Origin of the sequence: Paraburkholderia tropica (assembly GCF_014171495.1) — a bacterium.
Lineage (GTDB): Bacteria > Pseudomonadota > Gammaproteobacteria > Burkholderiales > Burkholderiaceae > Paraburkholderia > Paraburkholderia tropica.
The window spans coordinates 243012-262200 of record NZ_CP049137.1 but is presented as its reverse complement, the minus strand read 5'-3'; the positions used below and the strand labels follow the sequence as shown (position 1 = coordinate 262200).

General features: G+C 60.3%; 18 protein-coding genes. 10 read left to right on the top strand and 8 right to left on the bottom strand.

All coding sequences use genetic code 11. The features are described from left to right. Window positions 1-22: 22 nt before the first annotated feature. Both G5S35_RS31805 and G5S35_RS31800 read left to right on the top strand, forming a co-directional pair. A complete protein-coding gene (locus G5S35_RS31805; RefSeq protein ID WP_237181917.1) occupies window positions 23-814 on the top strand; it encodes a response regulator in 792 nt (263 codons plus the stop codon). Between the two features lie 210 nt (window positions 815-1024). After that, on the top strand, window positions 1025-1693 hold the full coding sequence (locus G5S35_RS31800) for an RraA family protein (RefSeq protein ID WP_110326301.1): 669 nt from the start codon (window positions 1025-1027) through the stop codon (window positions 1691-1693). 163 nt (window positions 1694-1856) lie between these two features. On the opposite strand, the gene G5S35_RS31795 is transcribed toward G5S35_RS31800, so the two are convergent. Both G5S35_RS31795 and G5S35_RS31790 read right to left on the bottom strand, forming a co-directional pair. Beyond that, entirely contained in the window at window positions 1857-2411 is a 555-nt protein-coding gene (locus tag G5S35_RS31795) for a zinc-binding dehydrogenase (RefSeq protein ID WP_231957492.1), read from the bottom strand. A 137-nt stretch (window positions 2412-2548) separates the two neighbouring features. Beyond that, the gene (locus G5S35_RS31790) at window positions 2549-3388 is read right to left on the bottom strand and encodes a GNAT family N-acetyltransferase (protein ID WP_237181916.1); all 840 of its coding nucleotides are present in this window, start codon (window positions 3386-3388) and stop codon (window positions 2549-2551) included. Window positions 3389-3868: 480 nt separating this feature from the next. Between G5S35_RS31790 and G5S35_RS31785 the strand changes: the two genes are divergently transcribed. Beyond that, on the top strand, window positions 3869-4675 hold the full coding sequence (locus G5S35_RS31785) for a substrate-binding periplasmic protein (RefSeq protein ID WP_080180464.1): 807 nt from the start codon (window positions 3869-3871) through the stop codon (window positions 4673-4675). Between the two features lie 80 nt (window positions 4676-4755). Beyond that, window positions 4756-6084, top strand: a complete 1329-nt coding sequence (locus G5S35_RS31780) for an NAD(P)/FAD-dependent oxidoreductase (RefSeq protein WP_176080286.1) — start codon at window positions 4756-4758, stop codon at window positions 6082-6084. 57 nt (window positions 6085-6141) lie between these two features. Here the strand turns inward: G5S35_RS31780 and hutX are convergent, their stop codons facing one another. The 3 genes from hutX to G5S35_RS31765 form a co-directional block, all read right to left on the bottom strand. Then, window positions 6142-6645, bottom strand: a complete 504-nt coding sequence (gene hutX, locus G5S35_RS31775) for a heme utilization cystosolic carrier protein HutX (protein WP_156773676.1) — start codon at window positions 6643-6645, stop codon at window positions 6142-6144. Continuing rightward, window positions 6638-7960, bottom strand: coding sequence for a heme anaerobic degradation radical SAM methyltransferase ChuW/HutW (hutW, locus tag G5S35_RS31770; protein WP_065059081.1), 1323 nt, complete (start codon window positions 7958-7960; stop codon window positions 6638-6640). Before hutW ends, hutX begins: the two co-directional genes overlap by 8 nt. A gap of 470 nt (window positions 7961-8430) precedes the next feature. Then, on the bottom strand, window positions 8431-9843 hold the full coding sequence (locus G5S35_RS31765) for a Do family serine endopeptidase (RefSeq protein WP_176080283.1): 1413 nt from the start codon (window positions 9841-9843) through the stop codon (window positions 8431-8433). Window positions 9844-10275: 432 nt separating this feature from the next. On the opposite strand from G5S35_RS31765, the gene G5S35_RS31760 reads away from it, so the two are divergent. Further along, entirely contained in the window at window positions 10276-11040 is a 765-nt protein-coding gene (locus tag G5S35_RS31760; RefSeq protein WP_237181915.1) for a hypothetical protein, read from the top strand. Window positions 11041-11133: 93 nt separating this feature from the next. On the opposite strand, the gene G5S35_RS31755 is transcribed toward G5S35_RS31760, so the two are convergent. Then, window positions 11134-11511 carry a hypothetical protein gene (locus G5S35_RS31755; protein WP_074985007.1) on the bottom strand — a complete coding sequence of 126 codons (378 nt, stop codon included), beginning with the start codon at window positions 11509-11511 and terminating at the stop codon, window positions 11134-11136. Between the two features lie 171 nt (window positions 11512-11682). Beyond that, entirely contained in the window at window positions 11683-12609 is a 927-nt protein-coding gene (locus G5S35_RS31750; protein WP_065059084.1) for a LysR family transcriptional regulator, read from the bottom strand. A 169-nt stretch (window positions 12610-12778) separates the two neighbouring features. Here G5S35_RS31750 and G5S35_RS31745 point away from each other — a divergent pair, with 169 nt between their 5' ends. From G5S35_RS31745 to yfiB, 4 genes are all read left to right on the top strand, one after another. Continuing rightward, window positions 12779-13552 (top strand): SDR family oxidoreductase, encoded by a 774-nt coding sequence (locus G5S35_RS31745; RefSeq protein ID WP_183040461.1) that lies wholly within the window; start codon window positions 12779-12781, stop codon window positions 13550-13552. A 132-nt stretch (window positions 13553-13684) separates the two neighbouring features. Then, the gene (gene yfiR, locus G5S35_RS31740) at window positions 13685-14293 is read left to right on the top strand and encodes a regulatory sequestration protein YfiR (protein WP_176080282.1); all 609 of its coding nucleotides are present in this window, start codon (window positions 13685-13687) and stop codon (window positions 14291-14293) included. Then, window positions 14290-15681 (top strand): diguanylate cyclase DgcN/YfiN, encoded by a 1392-nt coding sequence (gene dgcN / locus G5S35_RS31735; protein ID WP_183040460.1) that lies wholly within the window; start codon window positions 14290-14292, stop codon window positions 15679-15681. The genes yfiR and dgcN overlap by 4 nt, the downstream gene beginning before the upstream one ends. A 1-nt stretch (window position 15682) precedes the next feature. Then, the gene (yfiB, locus tag G5S35_RS31730) at window positions 15683-16216 is read left to right on the top strand and encodes an outer membrane lipoprotein YfiB (RefSeq protein WP_080180467.1); all 534 of its coding nucleotides are present in this window, start codon (window positions 15683-15685) and stop codon (window positions 16214-16216) included. Window positions 16217-16253: 37 nt separating this feature from the next. Here yfiB and G5S35_RS31725 read toward each other — a convergent pair whose 3' ends face one another. Then, entirely contained in the window at window positions 16254-17831 is a 1578-nt protein-coding gene (locus tag G5S35_RS31725; protein ID WP_183040459.1) for an EAL domain-containing protein, read from the bottom strand. Window positions 17832-18150: 319 nt separating this feature from the next. Between G5S35_RS31725 and G5S35_RS31720 the strand changes: the two genes are divergently transcribed. Continuing rightward, a complete protein-coding gene (locus tag G5S35_RS31720) occupies window positions 18151-19089 on the top strand; it encodes a hypothetical protein (RefSeq protein ID WP_183040458.1) in 939 nt (312 codons plus the stop codon). Window positions 19090-19189 lie beyond the last annotated feature (100 nt).

Here is a 19189-nt window from a genome sequence, read left to right as displayed (position 1 = left end):
GGTGCTTGACGTGTATGGCGGTATGACAAGCGAGGTCGGTGCGAAGGCGAAGGCGAAGATGCGCGCCGACATGAAGCCCGTGTCCGCCCGTATTCTCGTGGTCGATCCTGACCGCGCGCTGTGTGAACTGCTCTCGCATTTTCTCGTCGAGGCAGGTTTCGAGGTGTCGCTGTTGTCGACGCCGACGCAGTTGCCGCACGACGTGCGCGCCGCGTCGCCCGATCTCGTGCTGATGGAGCGCAGCTTTCCGGATATCGACGGCTTTGCGTCGCTCAAGGCGTTGCGCGGACACGGCGACGCCACGCCGGTCATCCTGTTCTCGTCGCTCGCCGATGCGATCGATCGCGTGATCGGTCTCGAACTCGGCGCCGACGATTACCTCGCCAAACCCTTCGTGCCGTCCGAACTGCTGGCGCGCATTCGCGCCGTGTTGCGCCGCACGTCCGCTCGCGCGCAGATCGCGGTGCCGGAATCGGCCGTGACCTGGAACGATGTGCGCGGCTTGCGCGATTGCTGCTTTGGCCCGTTCCGGCTCGTGTTCGCGTCGCGTACCTTGCTGCGCGACGGCGAGCCGCAAAGCATGACGGACAGCCAGTTCGCGCTGCTCGCGGTGTTCGCGCAGCGGCCGATGGAAACGCTTTCGCGCAGCCGCCTCGTCACGCTCACGCGCGGCTGCATTCGCGACAGCAGCATGACGGTTGCCGTGGCGCGGCTTCGCACGCTGCTGGAGGCCGACCCCACGCGGCCGCGCTGGATACGGACGGTGCGCGGCGAAGGGTATTGCTTCGTGCTCGATCCGGACGGGCAGGGGTGAGGCGAGTCTGGCGGGGGAGAGGTCGCTTCGCGCTCGACGCGGCGCGCTGAAGCGCTGACACGGGGATGTCGATCAATAAGTCTTTGTTATCGCGGGAGAACGAATCAATCTTGGTGTTATCGCGGCCTCGCCTATAACGTGTGAATCAGCTCGCACGCGTCCCGTATGCGTGCTTCCCGCTGCTTCAACACATGGGGTTGGATCTCTACTATGTACAAGGCAATCAACAAGATTCCCTCGGCGCCACAGGCGACGCCTGCAACTATTGCGGCTTTGCGTGAACTTCCGGTTTCGACACTGAGCGACAGTATGCATCGCAACACGGGAACCTCAGGGCTCCGGCCGTATCATCGGCCGGGCAAGCTGACCATGGCGGGCACCGCGGTGACGGTGCGCTCGCGCGGCGGCGACAATCTGGCGTATCTGCGAGCGCTCGATTTTTGCCGTCCGGGCGATGTGCTCGTGGTCGACGCCGGTGGCGATCTGAACAACGCCGTGGTGGGGGGCATCCTGTCGTTCTACGCGGCGTCAGCGGGCCTGGCCGGACTCGTGGTCGACGGTGCGATCCGCGATGTCGCCGAAATCCGCGAGCGTGATTTCCCGCTTTATGCGCGGGGTGTAACGCATCGTGGTCCCTACAAGGATGGCCCGGGCGAGATCAACGTGCCGGTGTGCGTCGACGGCATGGTGGTGCATCCGGGCGACATCGTGGTCGGCGATCAGGATGGCTTGCTTGCCATTCCCCAGGCCGACGCGGAGTCCGTGATCGAGAAGGCGAGGGCCGTCGTGAAGGCCGAAGCGGAAACGATGCGCGCGATGCGCGAGGGACGCTGGAGCCGTGAGTCTGTCGACGCGCTCGAAGGCCGCAGCAACAATTAAAGCCGTCTCTTCCGACGATCTGACCGCCGGCATTGAACGATGCCGGCGTTTTTTATGAGCACGTTTCTGCGAGGACTGTTGCGGGCAGGGAGGGCACGGCTGGAGGAGTCGGAGGTGCGTTCCCCATCGCGCGATGAACGAGGGAAACGCACGGGTCAAGCGATCAGTCGAATGTCATGACGACCTTCATCGAGGTCGAGCGATTGCCTGCGGTCTGGAAGGCGCTGAGCGATTCCTGATACGGAAAGATGTCCGAAATCAGCGGCCTGACGTCGATAAGGCGTTTGTTCAGCAATTCGACGGCGGTGGCGAATTCTTCGTGGAAGCGAAATGCGCCACGCAGATCGAACTCCTTGGCGACGATTACGTTGATCGGCAAGGTCATCTCACCGCCGAGACCAACCTGAACGATGATGGCGCGCGGCTTGAGCACGTTGAATGCGCCGCATAGCGCCGCAGCATTCCCGCTGGCCTCGAACAGCACATCGAACCAGCCTTTGCCGATTGCATAGCGATCGAGCGCGTCCGGCGTCTGCGCGATATTCACGGTGGCGTCGGCGCCCACGCGGCTCGCGCATTCCAGCGGGAGCGAGTTCATGTCCGTGACGACGATTTCCGCAGCGCCGGCGCGTCGCGCGGCCGCGACGATCAACGCGCCAATCGGACCCGATCCCGTGACGAGAACCCGCTTGCCGAGCAGCGGGCCCGCGCGGTTCACCGCGTGTAGCGCTACGGCAGCGTCGGCGGCCCCATGAACCGATCTTTGGGGGCCGACGAACAAGGTGCTCGCACGGGCGCTGGTTCGTCTTCACGCGGAACGCGTGGACGTTGACGCGGTCTGCGTCGTTTGGGCTGTTATCCCAGCGCCTGGTTGATCACCGCGTAATAGCGCCAGTTATTGTCGAGTTCGCCGAACTGAACATTCTCGGCGATGTTGCGGACCATTCGCACCACATGGCTTGCGGGCGTCAGACCCAGATGGCGAAGCCACGGACCCAGGTTCGCTGTTTCCGGTGCGTCGACCCGCACAACGTCGCCTGCATGCTGCGCCAGCCAATGACCGATCAGCCGCTTCGCCCGCGCATCGTCATGCGACGGAGCGGCGATCACCGGACCGATCGCATAGCCCAATCCAAACGGTCTGATCAGCGAAAACCCGACAATTTCCCCCTCGCGCTCGATCACCACGCCGCGTGCCAGGGCTCGCAGCGACAGCAATATGTCACGCCGGTCCAGTCCGCAAGCACGCGACGCCATCTGAATGACCGCAGGCATGTCCTCATCCGCGAGCTCCCGCAGGGTCTCCTGTTCAAGTGCGTGTTTCTCCGGAATATGCGCGGGAATCCCGCGGTACTGAGTCAGCGTGCCACAAGCCCGGAAGCCGACGCTTTCATACAGGGGCTTACCTGCTGCGGTGGCGTAGAGAAACGTCATGCGGTTCCCTGCTACGTTCGCGACATGCTCCAGCAGACGCCGCCCGATGCCGCAGCCTTGCCGTTCCGGAGCGACGATCAGCATGCCGAGCGTGGCGCGATCGTCGCCGAATGTCCAGCAGAAGGCCGTGCCGATGATCGCGTCTTCTGAACACGCGACGTAGCCATTCCCGGCCGCAGCGGCGAAACGCCAATCCTCTTGCCGGTGCGCCCAGCCGACAGCGGCTGAAAGCCGGGCTGCCGCTTCGACGTCGCCCATCATGAAAGGGCGGTAGTGGAGAGTACCGGTGCGGGCTGAACTGAGCATAGGCGGCGACGGGCGTTGCGACGTGAACTCGGGTGGAACGTGCAATCTTCCACACGACTCGGGCGGAGGATAGGACGTTCTTCTCACGAAACTTCACACCGGCTGACCGAACGTCCATCGGGAATGGATCGATCCGTCGATTCAATATAATGATGGGGATGGTGAGCCACCCCGGGCGACAACCGCCTTCTCTTCTTTTCGCGCTCTGTCGCCGCATCGAATCGGGCAGTTCATCGCGACCCCGCAAATTTATTTTTGATCACTGGTCAAAGATTCTGTGTTCACTATACTGAAATCCAGTGAGCTAATTTTCATTTGTCGACGGGTCGATACTGCGCGGCGATCGCGGCGTGCAGACATCGCCGCACGGGTGGCTGAAACGACTCCCGTACCTGGCCGATTGTTGTTCCAGAAACCCCTAAAGGAAAGGACGCCATGTCGTACATCGCATTCAACCTGTCTCGCGCTACGTTCGGTGCCGCTTTGAAGCGCTTTGCCGTTGTCTCGGGCGTCACGCTGTCGCTGTCGGTGTGGGGGCATGTTGCACAGGCCGACGCCGCCACGCTGCGGGCCGGCTCGCCGCCCTCGAGCGCCCCGACTACGTTCCTCGACATCAAGACGCAACAGATCGAGGGCTTGATGCCCGACGTCGTGCGTGAGATCGCGAAGCGCGAAGGCTTCGATGTCGATTATCAGGCGGTGCCGTTTTCGGCCCTGATTCCTTCGGTGGTGTCGGGCAAGATCGACCTGATCGTTGCCGGCATGACGCCGACCGAGAAACGGGCCGAAGTCGTATCGTTTTCGCAGCCGGTCACCGCATTCGGCGAAGGCGTTATCGTGAAGGCGTCGGACAAGACCAACTATCGTTCGGCGCAGGACTTCAAGGGCATGTCGATCGGCGCGCTGACCGCGACCGACTATGGCGACCAGTTGACCAAACTCGGCATCTTCAAGGAAGTGAAGATGTACGACAGTCCCGCCGACATGACGCGCGATGTCGCGCTTGGCCGCATTGTTGCCGGTTTCAACGATTACCCGCTGCTCAAGGCGCAGGAAGCGATGGGTTCAATGGCTGGCACGCGCGTCGACGACGCCTATGTGCCGATGAAGAAATTCGACATTGCAGTCGCGGTGAAGAAAGGCAACGACGCACTGCTCGCAAAGATCAACGACGCGCTCACGAAGATGAAGGCCGACGGCACACTCGACGCGCTGCTGAAGAAGTGGCACATGATCGCTTGAGTATCGATGCCACTGCAGGCCCTGCTGTTGAGGCCACTCAGTAGCGTCGACATGACGGTTTCATTGAACAGACGAGAGACATGCTTAAGATCGATGAAGTCATAAATAGCGAAGGCTTTCCCGATCGCTGCGATGTGGCGGTGATAGGGGGCGGCATCGTCGGCGTCAGCACGGCCTATGAACTCGCGCGGCGCGGCGTATCGGTCGTCTTGCTGGAAAAAGGCGTGATCGCGGGCGAACAGTCGGGGCGCAACTGGGGTTGGGTACGTCAGCAGAATCGCGATCTCCATGAATTGCCGCTTGCCATGCAAAGCCTGCGGCGTTGGGGCGAATTGAACGAGGAGTTGGGCGACGATATCGGCTTTCGCAAGTCCGGCATTTTGTACAGCACGGAGAGCCAGGCGGATGTTGCGCAGTGGGAGAAGTGGCTGGCGGGGGCGAGGGCCTTAGGGTTCAGCAGCGACATTCTGTCTGCGCGTGAACTGGCTTCGCGCATTCCATCCGGCAAGGGGAAATGGGCGGGAGGTTTGTGGTCGCCGTCCGATGGTCGCGCCGAACCGTCGAAAGCCGCGCCTGCGATTGCCAGAGGCGCGCAAAAGCTGGGCGCCAGGATTTATCAGAATTGCGCGGTCCGCGCACTCGATGAAAGCTCGGGTCGCGTTTCGGGTGTCTGGACGGAGCGAGGCCGTATCGCTGTCGATAACGTCGTGCTTGCGGGTGGCGCATGGAGTGCGCTGTTTTGTCAGCGGCAGGGCATCGCGCTTCCGGCCATCAACGTGATCGGCACGGCGTTGCGTACCGCCGAGGCGCCGGGTGTGATCGACGGTTGTTTCTCGGGGCCGAATTTCGCGCTGCGGCGTCGGCTCGACGGTGGCTATACCATCGCGGTTCCTGGATATGGCCGCGTAGAACTGGCGCCGCAAAACCTGCGGCATTCGATCCAGTTTCGCACCATGTTCCGCAGCAAATTGAAGAAGAAACTGAAGATCCGCGTCGGGTCGAGTTTCTTCGACGGTCCGGAAGCGCGCGCCAGTTGGGGCGACCGTGACGTTACGCCCTTCGAGCGGCATCGCGTGCTCGATCCACGGCCCGATACCGAGTGGCTCGAGCGCGCTTTGCGCAACGTGGCGAGTGTCTTTCCAGAACTCGCGGGGCTGCGGATCGCGCACGCGTGGGCTGGCGCGATCGATACCACGCCAGACCTGGTTCCTGTTATCTCGCCGGTCGATGCGAAGCCCGGCCTCACGATTGCCTCCGGGTTCAGCGGCCACGGCTTTGCATTGGGACCGGGGGCGGGCATGCTCGTGAGTCAAATGGTGATGGGCGAGCGGCCGCAGTTCGATATCTCGCCATTTCGCTTGGGGCGATTTAGCGACGGTTCCGATGTACGCGTTCCCGAGATGATGTGAGTCGCACGGCGTATTGTGCGCGGTCTTGAAGGCGTGCGACTTTCCGTTGAGCGCGATTTAAAGCGCAGGACGCCTTTCGAGTGCGCGAGATAATGCGCGGAAGGCGAGAAGCTGGGTTTCATGCAATTGTCTGTTGCTGTCGCGCCCGACGAATATCTTGAGCATCGCGCGCCCATCGGCATTGATGAACCAGATGGACGCGGTGTCGACGCCCATGAAACGACGTTCAACGAACGCGATGTGTTCGCAGCGATCGGAGCGGATGTGGCCTTTCAAGCCCTGGTCGCCCTGAAGATTGAAGAAACCGTGTGCATGTTGGCCGCGCGGTAACGTCCCTTGAAATTCGAGGATCAGGTCGTCGTGATGGATGAGCGTGGTGACCTCGCCCCAATCGCAAACGTCCGACCAGACCGTTTCAAAAAGTCCGCCATCCAGAACGTGAGTGTGCGGAAGTCGCCGAATGATCTGCAACGGCGAGACAGAATACGTACGGGCGATGTCTTCGACAGTGCCATCCGGCCCGGTTGCGAGAAAGTCGATCAGTGCCTGGGTGCTATGCATTTGCGAAGTCGCCATGGAGCGTGGTCAGTTGAGGAAGCAGAGTCTGTAGCGCCTGCAGCAGATTGTTGCCCCAGAAGCGGCCTTCGGGCGTCAGGGTAAAGCGCGAATCTTCGCAGTTCACGAGGCCGCACCGTTGCCATTGCTGTAGCAGGGGAGCGAGCACGACTGGGTTTTCGACAATACGGCTCAGGTCGTAGCGCCCCGCTTCGATGCCGCCCTGAAGATCGAGACGCCAGCGTTGTTCGCCATTTGCGCGGGTCATCGCCATGATGGGTTTTCGTCCATCGTCCAACTGCGCAAAATAAGTGGTGAGGTCTGGCGCAATCCTGTACGAATCACCATCGAGATTGCCGCCCGCACCGCTGCCGAATGCAAGACAATCCGCGCCTTGCTTGATCAACAGGTTGTAGATGTTGCGCTCACGCGTGGTTCGCGCCCAATGGCTATTGCTGAGTTGATGCCAACCATTTTCGCCAAGCAGTCGTGCGCCCTCGACATAGAAGTCTCGGCGCGCGGCGAGATCCGGCAACGTGATGCGCTGATCGACGACGGCTTTGGCCAGCGCAGTCGAAGGCAGCAGATTCAGCGAATAGAGATCCACGCCGTCAAGCCCAAGATCGCGAACCAACTTCAGATCGTCGAACCACGATTCGTGAGTTTGGCCGGGCAATCCGAAGATCAGATCACAGACAACGGCTGCGCTGTCGCGTCTCGTCAGCTTGCGCAGGAACGCGAGCGCTTCCTCGCGGGTGGCTCGACGTCCTAAACGACGTCGTATGAGGGTGTCGAACGTTTGAATGCCGATCGAAAAGCGGTTTGCGCCCGCGTCGAGGCATGCATCGACACGATCGTCGTCAAAATTGAGGACGCGCCCTTCAATGGTGATCTCGCAGTCCGGCGCCAGCGGCAAGCAGCGCCGTACGACACTGATCAGCCGATGTAGTTGTGCTGCACCCAGCGCCGAGGGTGTCCCGCCACCCAGGTACACGGCGTGAACCGGCGCGTCGCGATGAAGCGCGCAAGCGGATTCCAGTTCAATTTCGCGGATCAGGTAATCGCAGTATTTCTCCATGACGTCATCTTCCAGACGATTCTGGTAAAAGCCGCAAAACCTGCAGCGTGTCGCGCAAAATGGAATGTGGAGATAGACGAGGCGCTTGTTTGAGGGCAGGCGACGGTTGCAGAGCGTTTGCCATTGCGCGGCAATTTCCTGCGCCGGGACGCTGTTCTGTGCGCGCCAGGGCATGATGGCCGGGCGATCCGCGAACGGTATGCCGTTTTCCGCAGCATAAAATCTTGTGATGTCTGGCGTCATGCGAGTCTGCTTTTCCGAAGATGTCGATGACTCACAATAGATGAGACCGTTTCTCATTTATTGGGTATCTCCGGTCTGCTCTGAGCTATGTCAATTCTGTGCAGTGGCTTACCCACGCACAGCACCGCCCATGAAGTCGAGTGTCTCGCGACACTTTCAACCCGCATTTCCAGCAGAGACTGTTCGTCTATCAGACGGTCCGCAGAGGTTCGCATCGTGCAGGTCTCTCCTCCAGGCCCGTTGCATCGCTGATGCAGTCGCCGATGCCCAGGTAGGTTCTGTTCGTGTGCGGCTCCGTGCGTTCTGTGGCGAGAAACCGTGGGCCTGGCGCGCAACGATCGACAGAAAGCGAGCGGAGCCGCCAAGGCTGCGCTCGCGTCGGAGTGCCTATTTTCTGAGCCACGCAACGCCGTGCGCAGCGGGCGCCGGCGCCCGATACCCACCGGACGCGGGCCGCCGCGCTCTGTCAATCAGCTCAGCGGCACCTCGACCGATGCCTGTTCGCCATCGCGCACCACCGTAACCGAAACGCTGTCGTCGGCCTGAGCGATCATGTCGCGCAGTTGCTCGACACTCCGGATCAGTTCGCCATCCACCGCGACGATGATGTCGCCAGTTCGAATGCCCGCTGCCGCGGCCGGCCCGGTCGCCTGCTGCACCATCAATCCGCCCGGCAACTGCGCTTGCTGCTGCTCGTCGTCGCTCAGCGGTCTGACGGCGACGCCCAGACGCGGGCCGCTCTGCTGCTGGCGTTGCTGGCGCGGTGCAGATTCCGCGCGCTCCGGCGATTGCTGCGCGCCGATGACCATCGGCAGCTTGCGCTCGGCACCGGAGCGCCACACGCCGACGCTCGCGTCGCTCCCCGGCGAAAGCTGGGCGATCTGGCCGATCAATTCCGTCGGGCTGCCAATGTGCTTGCCGTTGACGCTGATGATCACGTCGCCTGCGCGCAGGCCGGCCGCTTGAGCGGGGCCGTCGGGATCGACAGAGCCTACGAACGCGCCGCTGTTCGAGTCGAGGCCAAGCGCTTTTGCCTTATCCGCGCCAAGCGGTTGCACGCCCACTCCGATGCGGCCGCGCGTGACGTGGCCGGTGCTGACGAGTTGATCCTTCACGTGCATGGCGGCATCGATCGGAATTGCAAACGACAGGCCCTGGAAGCCACCTGTGCGCGAATAGATCATCGAGTTGATGCCGATGACTTCGCCGTTCAGATTGAATAGCGGGCCGCCCGAGTTGCCGGGATTGACGGGCACGTCGGTCTGTATGAACGGGATTGGGCTGTCGTCGGAGAACGAGCGTGACTTCGCGCTGATGATGCCAGACGTCACCGTGCTGTCAAAGCCGTACGGCGAGCCGATCGCGACGACCCATTCGCCGACCTTGCTGTTGTCCGGATTTCCGATCCTCACCGTTGGCAGATTCGACGCGTCGATTTTGACAACGGCCACGTCCGTGGTTTTGTCCTTGCCGATGACGCGCGCGTGGAATTCACGGCCGTCGGTCAGCTTGACGCTGACGCTGCTCGCGCCGTCGACGACATGGTTGTTGGTAAGTATGTAGCCATCCTGACTAATAATGAAGCCGGAGCCGAGTGCTTCACCGCCGCTTGTGCTCTGGCCGTTCTCATCGATCGAAGCAGCTTCCTTGACTCCGATATGCACCACCGCCGGGCCGTAGCGCGAAACAATGCCCGAAAAATCCGGGGCAGCCGGGCTGGAGGCGCTGGCTTTCGCGGTCCCGCCGCCGCCCGATGCGGACGTCGACGCTTGCACTTCATTGACAACCGCATCGGCAGGTCGATGAAGAATGGCGTACGCGCCGCCGAGCGCGAGGACGAGACAGATCGCAACGCTGTTGCGCCGATATTTTTTGGAGATCATGGCCAGGGAGTGTTGCTGAGGAGAAAGAGATCGACGCGTAATGTAGTGGCGCCTACTTAAAGGAAGCTTAAAGGTGGCGTGAGATTGGACGAATTCGAACGGAGAGGGTTGGGGTATGCATCTGCTCGTTGGAAGTGCTGACGGTTCGACGCTTCTGTGTGCGATGGAGTTGAATGAATCCGTTCACGGTAGCGATGCGCCATGAAGCAATGTTGGTCCACCGATTTCCGTTGTGGTCGCAACCTATTTAATATCGGATGCCTCATGTCGGCTGTTCCTGTTATCGACGGTTGCGGGACGACGGCGTTCGCATCGGAAGCGTTCCTCTAACTTTTCTATGTGATGATCGTCGGGGAAATTGGGGACGTACGCTTTTTGATGAGTGTGTTAATTCCGCGGACGGCTCGTCCCGGCTCTGCCGGGATGGCCGGCATGAATCGTTACAATGTATGGACGAGTTCCTGTCGACAGAATCGCATGCGAAATATCCTGACTTCCTTTTTCCGGAGCGGCGACGCCATCCGCAGTCGCCGCGTAAGTGACATCGTTTTATCCGGTACGCTCGATCTGCCGGCGCCTTCTGCGGCCGTGCTTGCCGATTGGCAAAGAGAGACAGCGTTGCGGCTCGCTCTGGAACCCGGGGATGTCGAGGCAATGCCTCTGGCGCGCACGCAAATGCGCTGGCCGGACTACAGGCGCTGCGTGGAGGCGATGTCCGGGTGGGCCGTGGCCCTGGGACTGCCTGCGGGGATTGCAGATTGCGACATGGCGCTGATGGCCTGTCGTGGCGCGCGGTATCACCACGATGGCGAGCAATATGGCGATACCGCTTTCTGCAATCTCTTCCTGAGTGAAGATAAGGGGCTGGATTTGCATTTTCCCTTGACGGGCCAACGCTTTCCCATCGAGCGGGGAACAGCCGTGATTTTCGATCCGGTTCAACCCCACGGCGTCATTCGGCGCGGCAGCAACAATTTTTCCGCAGCCGAATTTGCATCGGACGAGGACTTCACCCAGGTTTTCCTGACGTGGGAACTGCCGATAGAAGACGCCGATATTGGAAGCGCGCTAAAGGTCGCTTTCGATATTGCTCCCTCGACTTCGCTGCAAGTCGAGAAAGAGCAGGTCTGGTATAACGGCTCACCCGCTACCGTGTGCCCGCAATCGGGTCGCCTGCTCCGCGGTGACCAGTATTGAAGTCACGGCCCGGTACCGCGCACAGCAACGCGAAATAGGCGACTCGTAGCTGATCCACAAGCCGCCGTTTTTCTTAAGCGGTCGATCAAGACATCATTGCTCGCTGTGGACGAGGTTAGCTTCGCCCTCCGCGATTAGGTCTGCGGCGATCTCCAGCACTTCGGCGAGCCTGAACAACAACTGCTCGCGCCACTCTTCATCGTCAGCGGATGCCGAGGGTTTTGCCAGGCTCTCCGTCAGCGAACTGGCGGTTTCAAGGAATGGCAGGCTGCGGTGATAGCTCGATGCGGCCATCATCGCGGCATCTGTCGCGGCCTTTATCGCGTGCGGATTCTCGTCGGGGAATTGCTGCGTCGGCGTCTGTCCTTCGGCTGCGAGCAAATCAATACGCAACTGACTTTGCGACCATACGCGCAGCGCTCGCTGCTGAAGGTTCGCATAGTGCTCGCGCAGTTCGGTTTCACTAAGCATTTCGGCGTTTGCTGCTCTCATGTTCGGGAAGCGATATTTTACGTTAGCGCAGAGACACCGATTGAAGCTTCCTGCTTGCTCGCTCAGAAATATTAGCCACCGCATCAGTTGGCAAAACGATATCTGCCGCCACAAACCGTTGGAAAAGCCTGTTCGGAAAATCGTGCTCGTTTATGGCGAGTCAAACGTCTCCTGTCGTTCGCAGCACCGTTTCCTCACGAGTTCAACAAGCCAGTCGGCGAATACCTGAAGGCGCCGGGAGAGGTGTTGCCGATGTGGATAAAGCAGCGTGACCGGCATGGGCGCAGCACGATATTCCGGCAGAACCTCAACCAGTTCTCCGGCCTGGAGATGGGTCTCGACGTCGTAAGCGGGGATCTGTATGAGCCCGAGGCCCGACAGGCAACACGCGATATACGCCTCCGCACTGTTGACGGTGACGCGCCCCTTGATCGCGAGCGTCCTCGCCGTGTCGCCCTCAACCCATTCCCACGGCGCGAGCCGGCCGCTGGTTGGAGAGGCGTAACCGATCGGTATGTGGTCGACGAGGTCGTCGGGGGCGCGCGGTACGCCGTGGCGGGCAAGATAGGCAGGGCTGGCGACGTTGATGAGCGTGAGCGCGCCGATCGGACGCGCAATGAGCTCGGATTCGTTAAGCATGCCCACGCGCAGTGCGCAGTCGACCCTTTCTTCGATCAAATCGACGGTTCGATCCGTCGCGCCAATTTCAATGTCGATCTGCGGATACGCATCGAGAAACGCAGGAAGCGCCGGCGCAACGATCAAGCGACCAATGCGCCCGGGCATATCGACACGTAAGGTACCGGCGGAGGCGAAGTCTGCCGAACGGAACAGATGTTCCGTTTCCTCTACATCGGCGATCAGTCGCTGGCAGCGTTCGTAGAAGGCCGCGCCGTCCTGGGTTGTGGTGACCTTGCGTGTGGTGCGGTTCAGCAAACGCGTACCGACGCGGTTTTCCAGTTCCTGAATGGCGGCCGATACGGACGAGCGAGGCATGCCGAGCGTATCCGCGGCGCGCGTGAAGTTCGCGCATTCCACGACGCGGGTGAAAACACGAAACAGATCGATTCGGTCCATGTTCGCCGATTAGCCAGAGCGCATTCGATAGGGGAAATTCGACGCCAATAATTGGTCGCGATTTCTGACTGATGCATCCAGAAATACAGGCTTTATAGACCATAAATCGAACTATACCATTCGCTATCGAGTGACTGCATCGGGCGGTCACGCAGATCGGAGCGGCAGAATGGCAAACCATGAAATCCACGGTAAAACGGTGCTGATTGCAGGGGGGGCGAAGAACCTCGGTGGCCTCATCGCGCGGGACCTCGCCAGTCACGGTGCGAAGGCAGTCGTCATTCATTACAACAGCGCGAGCACGAAGCAAGCTGCGGAGGAAACGGTTGCCGCCGTCAAGCAAGCCGGCGCCGCGGCCATTGCACTGCAGGCGGACCTGACGAGTGCCGCAGCGGTGGAGACACTGTTTGCGGATGCGATTGCCGCGGTTGGGCGTCCGGACATTGCGATCAACACCGTGGGGAAGGTGCTGAAAAAGCCTTTCACGGAGATCAGCGAGGCGGAATACGACGAGATGTCGGCGGTCAATTCGAAATCCGCATTTTTCTTCTTGCGCGAAGCAGGCCGCCACGTGAATGACAACGGGAAAATCGTCACGCTCGTGACATCGCTGCTGGGCGCATTCACACCGTTTTACGCTGCTTACGCGGGCACGAAGGCGCCGGTCGAGCATTTCACGCGCGCGGCCGCGCAGGAGTTTGGCGCGCGTGGAATTTCGGTGACAGCGGTCGGGCCTGGCCCGATGGACACGCCGTTCTTCTATCCGGCTGAAGGCGCGGACGCCGTTGCTTATCACAAAACGGCCGCGGCACTGTCGAAGTTCTCGAAGACGGGCTTGACGGATATTCAGGACGTCGTGCCGTTCATTCGTCATCTCGTGAGCGATGGCTGGTGGATCACTGGCCAGACTATCCTGATTAACGGCGGGTACACCACGAAGTAAGTCGCCGGCGCGCCGGGACGCATCCTCCCGGCGTGCGCACGCTTGCACGAAAGATGACGTCAGCGTAAATGGCGAGGTAGTATTCGATGAAATCAGAAACTGCCTTCATCGAATAATGCAGTCGACATAAAAATGGCCAAACTCGGGATCCCTGCCGCTGTCGTGGTGCTGGCATTGCTGTGCGTTGGCATCGCGTCGCCGGGCCGCGCGCAAACGCCGGCCATCCCGACTGCCTCCACACCGGCTCCGGGCACTGAGCGCGATGCCGAGCGGCGGGAAACCATTGCGCGCGTCATCACGGGCATTATTCGTTTTACACATTGGCCTGTTTCGTCGGACAAACTCCGCGTATGTCTGATGGGTGACGAGGCCGATATGGCGCGACTGGCGCCGTCGATTCGCGATCAGGGAGCCGGCCTGGCGCCACCGTTGTCGGTGACGACGCAAGCGAATCTTTCTGGCCGCGCGCAACCCCAAGCCGACTGCAACGTCATTTATTTCGCATCACGATCCGTACTCGATGATGCCGACCGCCATGCCTTTTTTCGCCGCGTGGCGGACCGTCCCATATTGACGGTCGGCGCGCTTCCCGTCGCATGCGATATGGGGGCGATGTTCTGCCTGAAAGCCGAACAGGATCCCGCTTTATTCGGTGCGAATCTGGATGCGATTTCTCGCAGCAGCTTGCACGTCGATCCCAAAGTATTGTTGCTGGCGCGCCGGCCCGGGAGCGCGAAATGAGCAGAGCAAGGCATGAACCGGAAAAGGGGCATACGCCTATCCCGCTCGCAAAGGCCTTGCGCCGGGCGCACGTTTTGAGCGTTGCGGTCGTCGTGATCGTATCGAATGTCTTGCTGATGAGCGGTGGCTTGATCGAATTGCGTCATATTGCAATCGAGAATATGTCGCTGACGGCGAGTTCGATCGCCTACACGCTGGAAGCGGCCGTCGTCTTCCATGACCGGGCAGCCGCGATGGATATCGTGAAGCGCATTGCCACTGCGAACGCAGTGGAAACGGTTGATGTGCTCGATGGCAATGGCGCGCCGTTTGTGTCCTGGCGCGACGCCACCGACGCTGCCGGTGCGGCGCCCTTGCCGATATTCGCGTCCTTCTATCACGCATTAGGACCCAGCCAGATCACCGTGCCGGTCGTTAGCGGTCAACAGAAAGTGGGCGAAGTACGTCTGCGTGGCCGTCCCGACCGCGAAGTGGCGTTCATTCTCTCAAGCGCGGCGTGGATTCTGCTGTGCGTGGCCGTGAGCATTCCTGGCATGCTGGCGCTCTCGCACCGGATGTTCAAGGCCATCGTGGAGCCGCTTGGCAATCTCGCCAATGTCACGCGACAGGTTCGCCTGGTGCGCGCGTGGAACCAGCGCGTTCCGCGCTCGCGGCTCACGGAAATCAACGATCTCGCCACGGACTTCAACGCCTTGCTGGAGGAGTTGCAGGTCTGGGAGGCGCGGATGCAAACCGAACAGGCGACGCTGAGCCATCGTGCCGCGCATGACAGCCTGACGGGTTTGCCGAACCGGTCTTTTTTTACCGAACGATTCGAAGTCTTGTTACAGCGGGCAGCCGCGACGCACGGACGGCTCGCGGTGCTCTACGTGGACTGCAACGATTTCAAGGTCATCAACGACGAATATGGCCACGATGCGGGCGATGATGTGCTGAAAGCGCTGGCTTCGCGCATGCGTTCGAGCGTGCGCGCCAATGACATGGTCGCTCGCCTTGGCGGCGATGAGTTTGTGATCGTGCTATCGCCCATCACGGATGTTCAGGAACCGCAGCAGATTGCGTTATCTATCGCGCAGGCGATGGCCGACCCGATTCACATCGGCAACGCCAGGACCGTCACAGCGTCGGTGAGCGTGGGCATTGCGGTCTATCCGGAAGATGGGCTGGACAGTGCGGGCTTGACGCGGGCCGCGGATCGCGCGATGTACGAAATGAAGCAGCGCAAGCCCACAAGGCAGCTTGGCGCGGCCTCGCACAGCGAAGGGCAAGACGACCAACGGGAAGACCCGCCGGCGGCGTCGCACACCGGCTCGAAGGCTGGCGCGCAAGCAGACCAGACTGCATCCATTCCACCCTTTATCGATTCGTTCAACTCCCCGGCGAACTAATATGCATGGTATGCAACACAATTTTCGCGCAATCGTTGCGGCGAAGGTGATCCGGTTCTTCGGTTTAATGAGCATCGTGAGCGTGGCATTCACGCTTGCGGCCTGCCAGACAGCGGCCAAGGAAACGGGATTCAGTCAGGCACAGATTGCCGTCTTGCAGTCCGAGGGCTTCGTGCAAACCGACGAAGGCTGGACGCTTGGGTTATCGGCGAAACTGCTTTTTCCCACTGACGACGCGGAACTCAGTTCGCAAAGCCGCGAAGTGGTGAAAAAACTGGCGTCGTCGCTCAAGTCCGTGGGATTGACGCATCTGCGCGTACTGGGTTTCACCGATTCGGTGGGCAGCGACGCGTATAACGATCTGCTGTCACAGAAACGGGCTGACTCCGTCACGAACGAGATGGTGGCTTCGGGCATTCCGCGCGAAGGCGTTGTTGCACAAGGCATGGGCAAGCGACACCCTATTGCCGATAACAGCAGTGCGCAAGGGCGCGCACAGAACCGGCGGGTAAGCGTTGTGGTGCAGAGCGAGTAGCGGTATTGCCCGCAAAGGATGCTCGTATCTCTCCGTACTACGCGGGCTGCGGCGAGACGCCCGGATTGGCCGCCACAAACGCGGCCAGCGTCTGGATGGGCATGGGTTTGCCGAAGACCCACCCTTGTGCGAACTGCACGCCGGCCGCACGCAGAATGTCGCGTTGTTCGACAGTCTCAACGCCTTCCGCAATCATCTGCAGATTCAGCGAGTGTGCCATTTCGATGATGTGCATCGTCACCTGGCGCGTGGGGGCGGTCGTGGCAATGGAATCGACGAACATTCTGTCGATTTTCAGAAAATCGAGTTTGTACGTGGCGAGATAAGACAAACTCGAATTCCCTGTGCCGAAGTCATCAATCGCGACTTTGAATCCCTGTGCGCGCACGTTCAGCAATACGTCCGTTGCCTGCTCCGGATTCATGAAGCCGCGCTCCGTTGCTTCGATAACGATGTTCTCCGGCAGTGCATTCATCGCGGCAAGCATGTCATTGAGCTTGGCAGGCGTCTCCGCAGAGTTCAAATCGGCTGCGGAGACGTTGATCGCAATATGCAGATCCGGATGGTTCTTGATCAGCAGCGAGGCATCGCGCGCTACCAGTTCAATGACTTTCTGTGTGATATTGACGATCAGGTTGCTCGTCTCCGCAACCGGAATGAATTCAGATGGGCCAACCGGTCTTCCGTCACGGCGCTTCCAGCGGATCAGTGCTTCGGCTCCGACGCATCGAAGCGTACGTAAATCCATGACGGGTTGATAAAGCAGATAGAACTCGTCGTTTTTCAACGCGATCCTGATCTGATTCGACAAAGAGAAGTATCTGCCAATCGCAATCCAGCTGAGCAATGCCAACAAGGCACCGATCAGCACGGAGAGCGGAATCGCGCTGCGTGCAGGTCCGTCCGATAGCGTTTGCCACCACGTCACGGGCATCGATGCAAAAATCACGTCGCTTTCTTTTTCTGTGCGCACGGCGACAACGAGTCGATCTCTATCGACAAAATGGGTGTCCCCTTGCTGGAATCGGCGTGTCCATGCCGGGTCGTAATAGCCGTGAGAGCGGACCACGGATTGCGATGGGAAACTGATGTGCGAAAATGACACCGACGACGTTTCAGGCAGGATATCGAGCACGACGCCCGGCGCAATGAAAATGGCATCGTTGCCTCGCGCATTGACGTTGAACGTTGTGCCCGGCAAGGACGGCAGATTAACGGCGCTCCACGATTTCATCCCGCTCGAATCGATTCGTTCCGGGTGGCCCAATGGTTGGCGTTGCGCCAGATTTGTCATCGTGGCGCACCGGAGCGCGCCATCGGCGAGGTAGCCCATGCCTTTGAGCATCGGCTTTGTCGCAATGATGTTTCGCATGCGAGCCAATTCACGCTCTGAGCAAGGGTCTTGCGCAGTGGCAACAGTTGTCGATCCAGAACGCCGCGCGCTTTGTACCTCGCTCAGTGCGCGCATCACTTCGTCGCGCGTTTCGGACGAGCGTCGGCCAATATCGGTCGCCAGCGCATTCAGGTGCTGCACTTGCGCCTGTCGTCCGGCGAGCCAGGTCAATGTCACCCCGAGGGCAACGGGCAGCGCCATCGAAACGGTTGCCGCGAGCAATGATGCAATCCAATATTTTGTACCGGAGGCCACGTTTACCCCGCTCTAACATATGGAATTACCTGCGCCCGACTGTTGACCAGTGTAAGCGTTCGTCAGTCAAACGCGATTCTGAATCTCGACCCTTAACAATAGTTAACGAATCTCGGGAGCCGGCGGTTTGGCCGGGTTTCGCATGGGGCTTATCAGTGGCGTATCGGGAACACCGCGCGCAGATTAACCGGGAATGCGGTTGTGCTGGCGTCAGCGACGGTGAAGAGCCCAGCAGGGCTTGCTTGCCGTGAACGGCGCGTGAAGTTCATTGACTCGAGAAATGCCGATGAGAGATTGGGACGACGAAACCGAAGAGGAAGAAGCGCCTCCGCTGGTTGGACCGCAGCGGCCTTCAGCGCGCTCTGTCAATTTTTGGCCTAAGGGATCGCGCGGTCTTGACCGCATGGACCAGCAGGCGGCAGAGGCGCGCGCGCAAGTGCTCTTCGGCACGGCATGGGCAAAAGATCCGCTGGAGAAGGGCAGAATAGACGGGATTGGCTTCGCCGGTAATGGTGTAAGGCGGCTGCCAGACGACCGTGCTTCGTCGACGTTCAAGCTGGTGCCCTCGGAGTTTCTTCGGCATGCGCAAAAGATGCGGCCGGAGAAACCAGAAGCGACGGTTTCGGCATTCTCACAGTGGATTTATTCGCTCTACGGCCAGGCGTTTGGCGACGATGAAGACCGCGAGCGCGGGAAGGCGATGGGGCAGGAGATTCTCGAGAGGAGGACAAAGGCAGCCTGTTGCGTCAACAACGGATTTCTGCGCAGCATTGATTCGGATTGGCGTCTGATTCACAACGGTTTGCATGTCCGCGATAGAGATCATGTGGACTACTTCACCATCGATAGTTTGAACGTCAATGGTGAGCCACTGCGCGCGTCTCCGGATCTGGTCTACTGCAACCAGCGGTTTTCAGAGGTCATCATCGTCGAGATCAAGTATTCAAGAATGCAGATTCCGGCGAATCTTTGGCCCAATATTTGGGGGCAACTCTGGTGCTACGCCCAGATCGACGTCGCACGGAACGCCAGCAGCCTCACTGCCGTTGGTGAGGTGTGGGGAGAAAGTTGGACGAGGGGGTACGGACGAGGGCGCAACTACACGCCAGGTGTGCCACTCGTGAGTTTGCGCGCATCGGTGCGCCGGGACCCGCGTTCGGCCGCGTATGACCGGTTCTTTCGGGCGCTCTTCGAGATCTATGGTGGTCGTGGCGGGACTGTATAACTGACGAAACGCCGTCTTGATGTTGCGGCTCCGCGTTCGTTCATCGAAGGCGGCAAATTCAAGGCGGTCGACAGCAGCGCCAGCACCTTCGCGCCAACGA

Coding starts and splice junctions, on each gene's coding strand:
- yfiR (WP_176080282.1), top strand. CDS start 13,685: ATGGCCAAACTCGGGATCCCTGCCGCTGTCGTGGTGCTGGCATTGCTG.
- G5S35_RS31750 (WP_065059084.1), bottom strand. CDS start 12,609: ATGGACCGAATCGATCTGTTTCGTGTTTTCACCCGCGTCGTGGAATGC.
- G5S35_RS31765 (WP_176080283.1), bottom strand. CDS start 9,843: ATGATCTCCAAAAAATATCGGCGCAACAGCGTTGCGATCTGTCTCGTC.
- G5S35_RS31805 (WP_237181917.1), top strand. CDS start 23: ATGACAAGCGAGGTCGGTGCGAAGGCGAAGGCGAAGATGCGCGCCGAC.
- G5S35_RS31745 (WP_183040461.1), top strand. CDS start 12,779: ATGGCAAACCATGAAATCCACGGTAAAACGGTGCTGATTGCAGGGGGG.
- G5S35_RS31800 (WP_110326301.1), top strand. CDS start 1,025: ATGTACAAGGCAATCAACAAGATTCCCTCGGCGCCACAGGCGACGCCT.
- hutW (WP_065059081.1), bottom strand. CDS start 7,960: ATGACGCCAGACATCACAAGATTTTATGCTGCGGAAAACGGCATACCG.
- G5S35_RS31790 (WP_237181916.1), bottom strand. CDS start 3,388: ATGATGGGCGACGTCGAAGCGGCAGCCCGGCTTTCAGCCGCTGTCGGC.
- G5S35_RS31785 (WP_080180464.1), top strand. CDS start 3,869: ATGTCGTACATCGCATTCAACCTGTCTCGCGCTACGTTCGGTGCCGCT.
- G5S35_RS31780 (WP_176080286.1), top strand. CDS start 4,756: ATGCTTAAGATCGATGAAGTCATAAATAGCGAAGGCTTTCCCGATCGC.
- yfiB (WP_080180467.1), top strand. CDS start 15,683: ATGCATGGTATGCAACACAATTTTCGCGCAATCGTTGCGGCGAAGGTG.
- dgcN (WP_183040460.1), top strand. CDS start 14,290: ATGAGCAGAGCAAGGCATGAACCGGAAAAGGGGCATACGCCTATCCCG.
- G5S35_RS31720 (WP_183040458.1), top strand. CDS start 18,151: ATGAGAGATTGGGACGACGAAACCGAAGAGGAAGAAGCGCCTCCGCTG.
- G5S35_RS31760 (WP_237181915.1), top strand. CDS start 10,276: ATGAATCGTTACAATGTATGGACGAGTTCCTGTCGACAGAATCGCATG.
- hutX (WP_156773676.1), bottom strand. CDS start 6,645: ATGCATAGCACCCAGGCACTGATCGACTTTCTCGCAACCGGGCCGGAT.
- G5S35_RS31755 (WP_074985007.1), bottom strand. CDS start 11,511: ATGCTTAGTGAAACCGAACTGCGCGAGCACTATGCGAACCTTCAGCAG.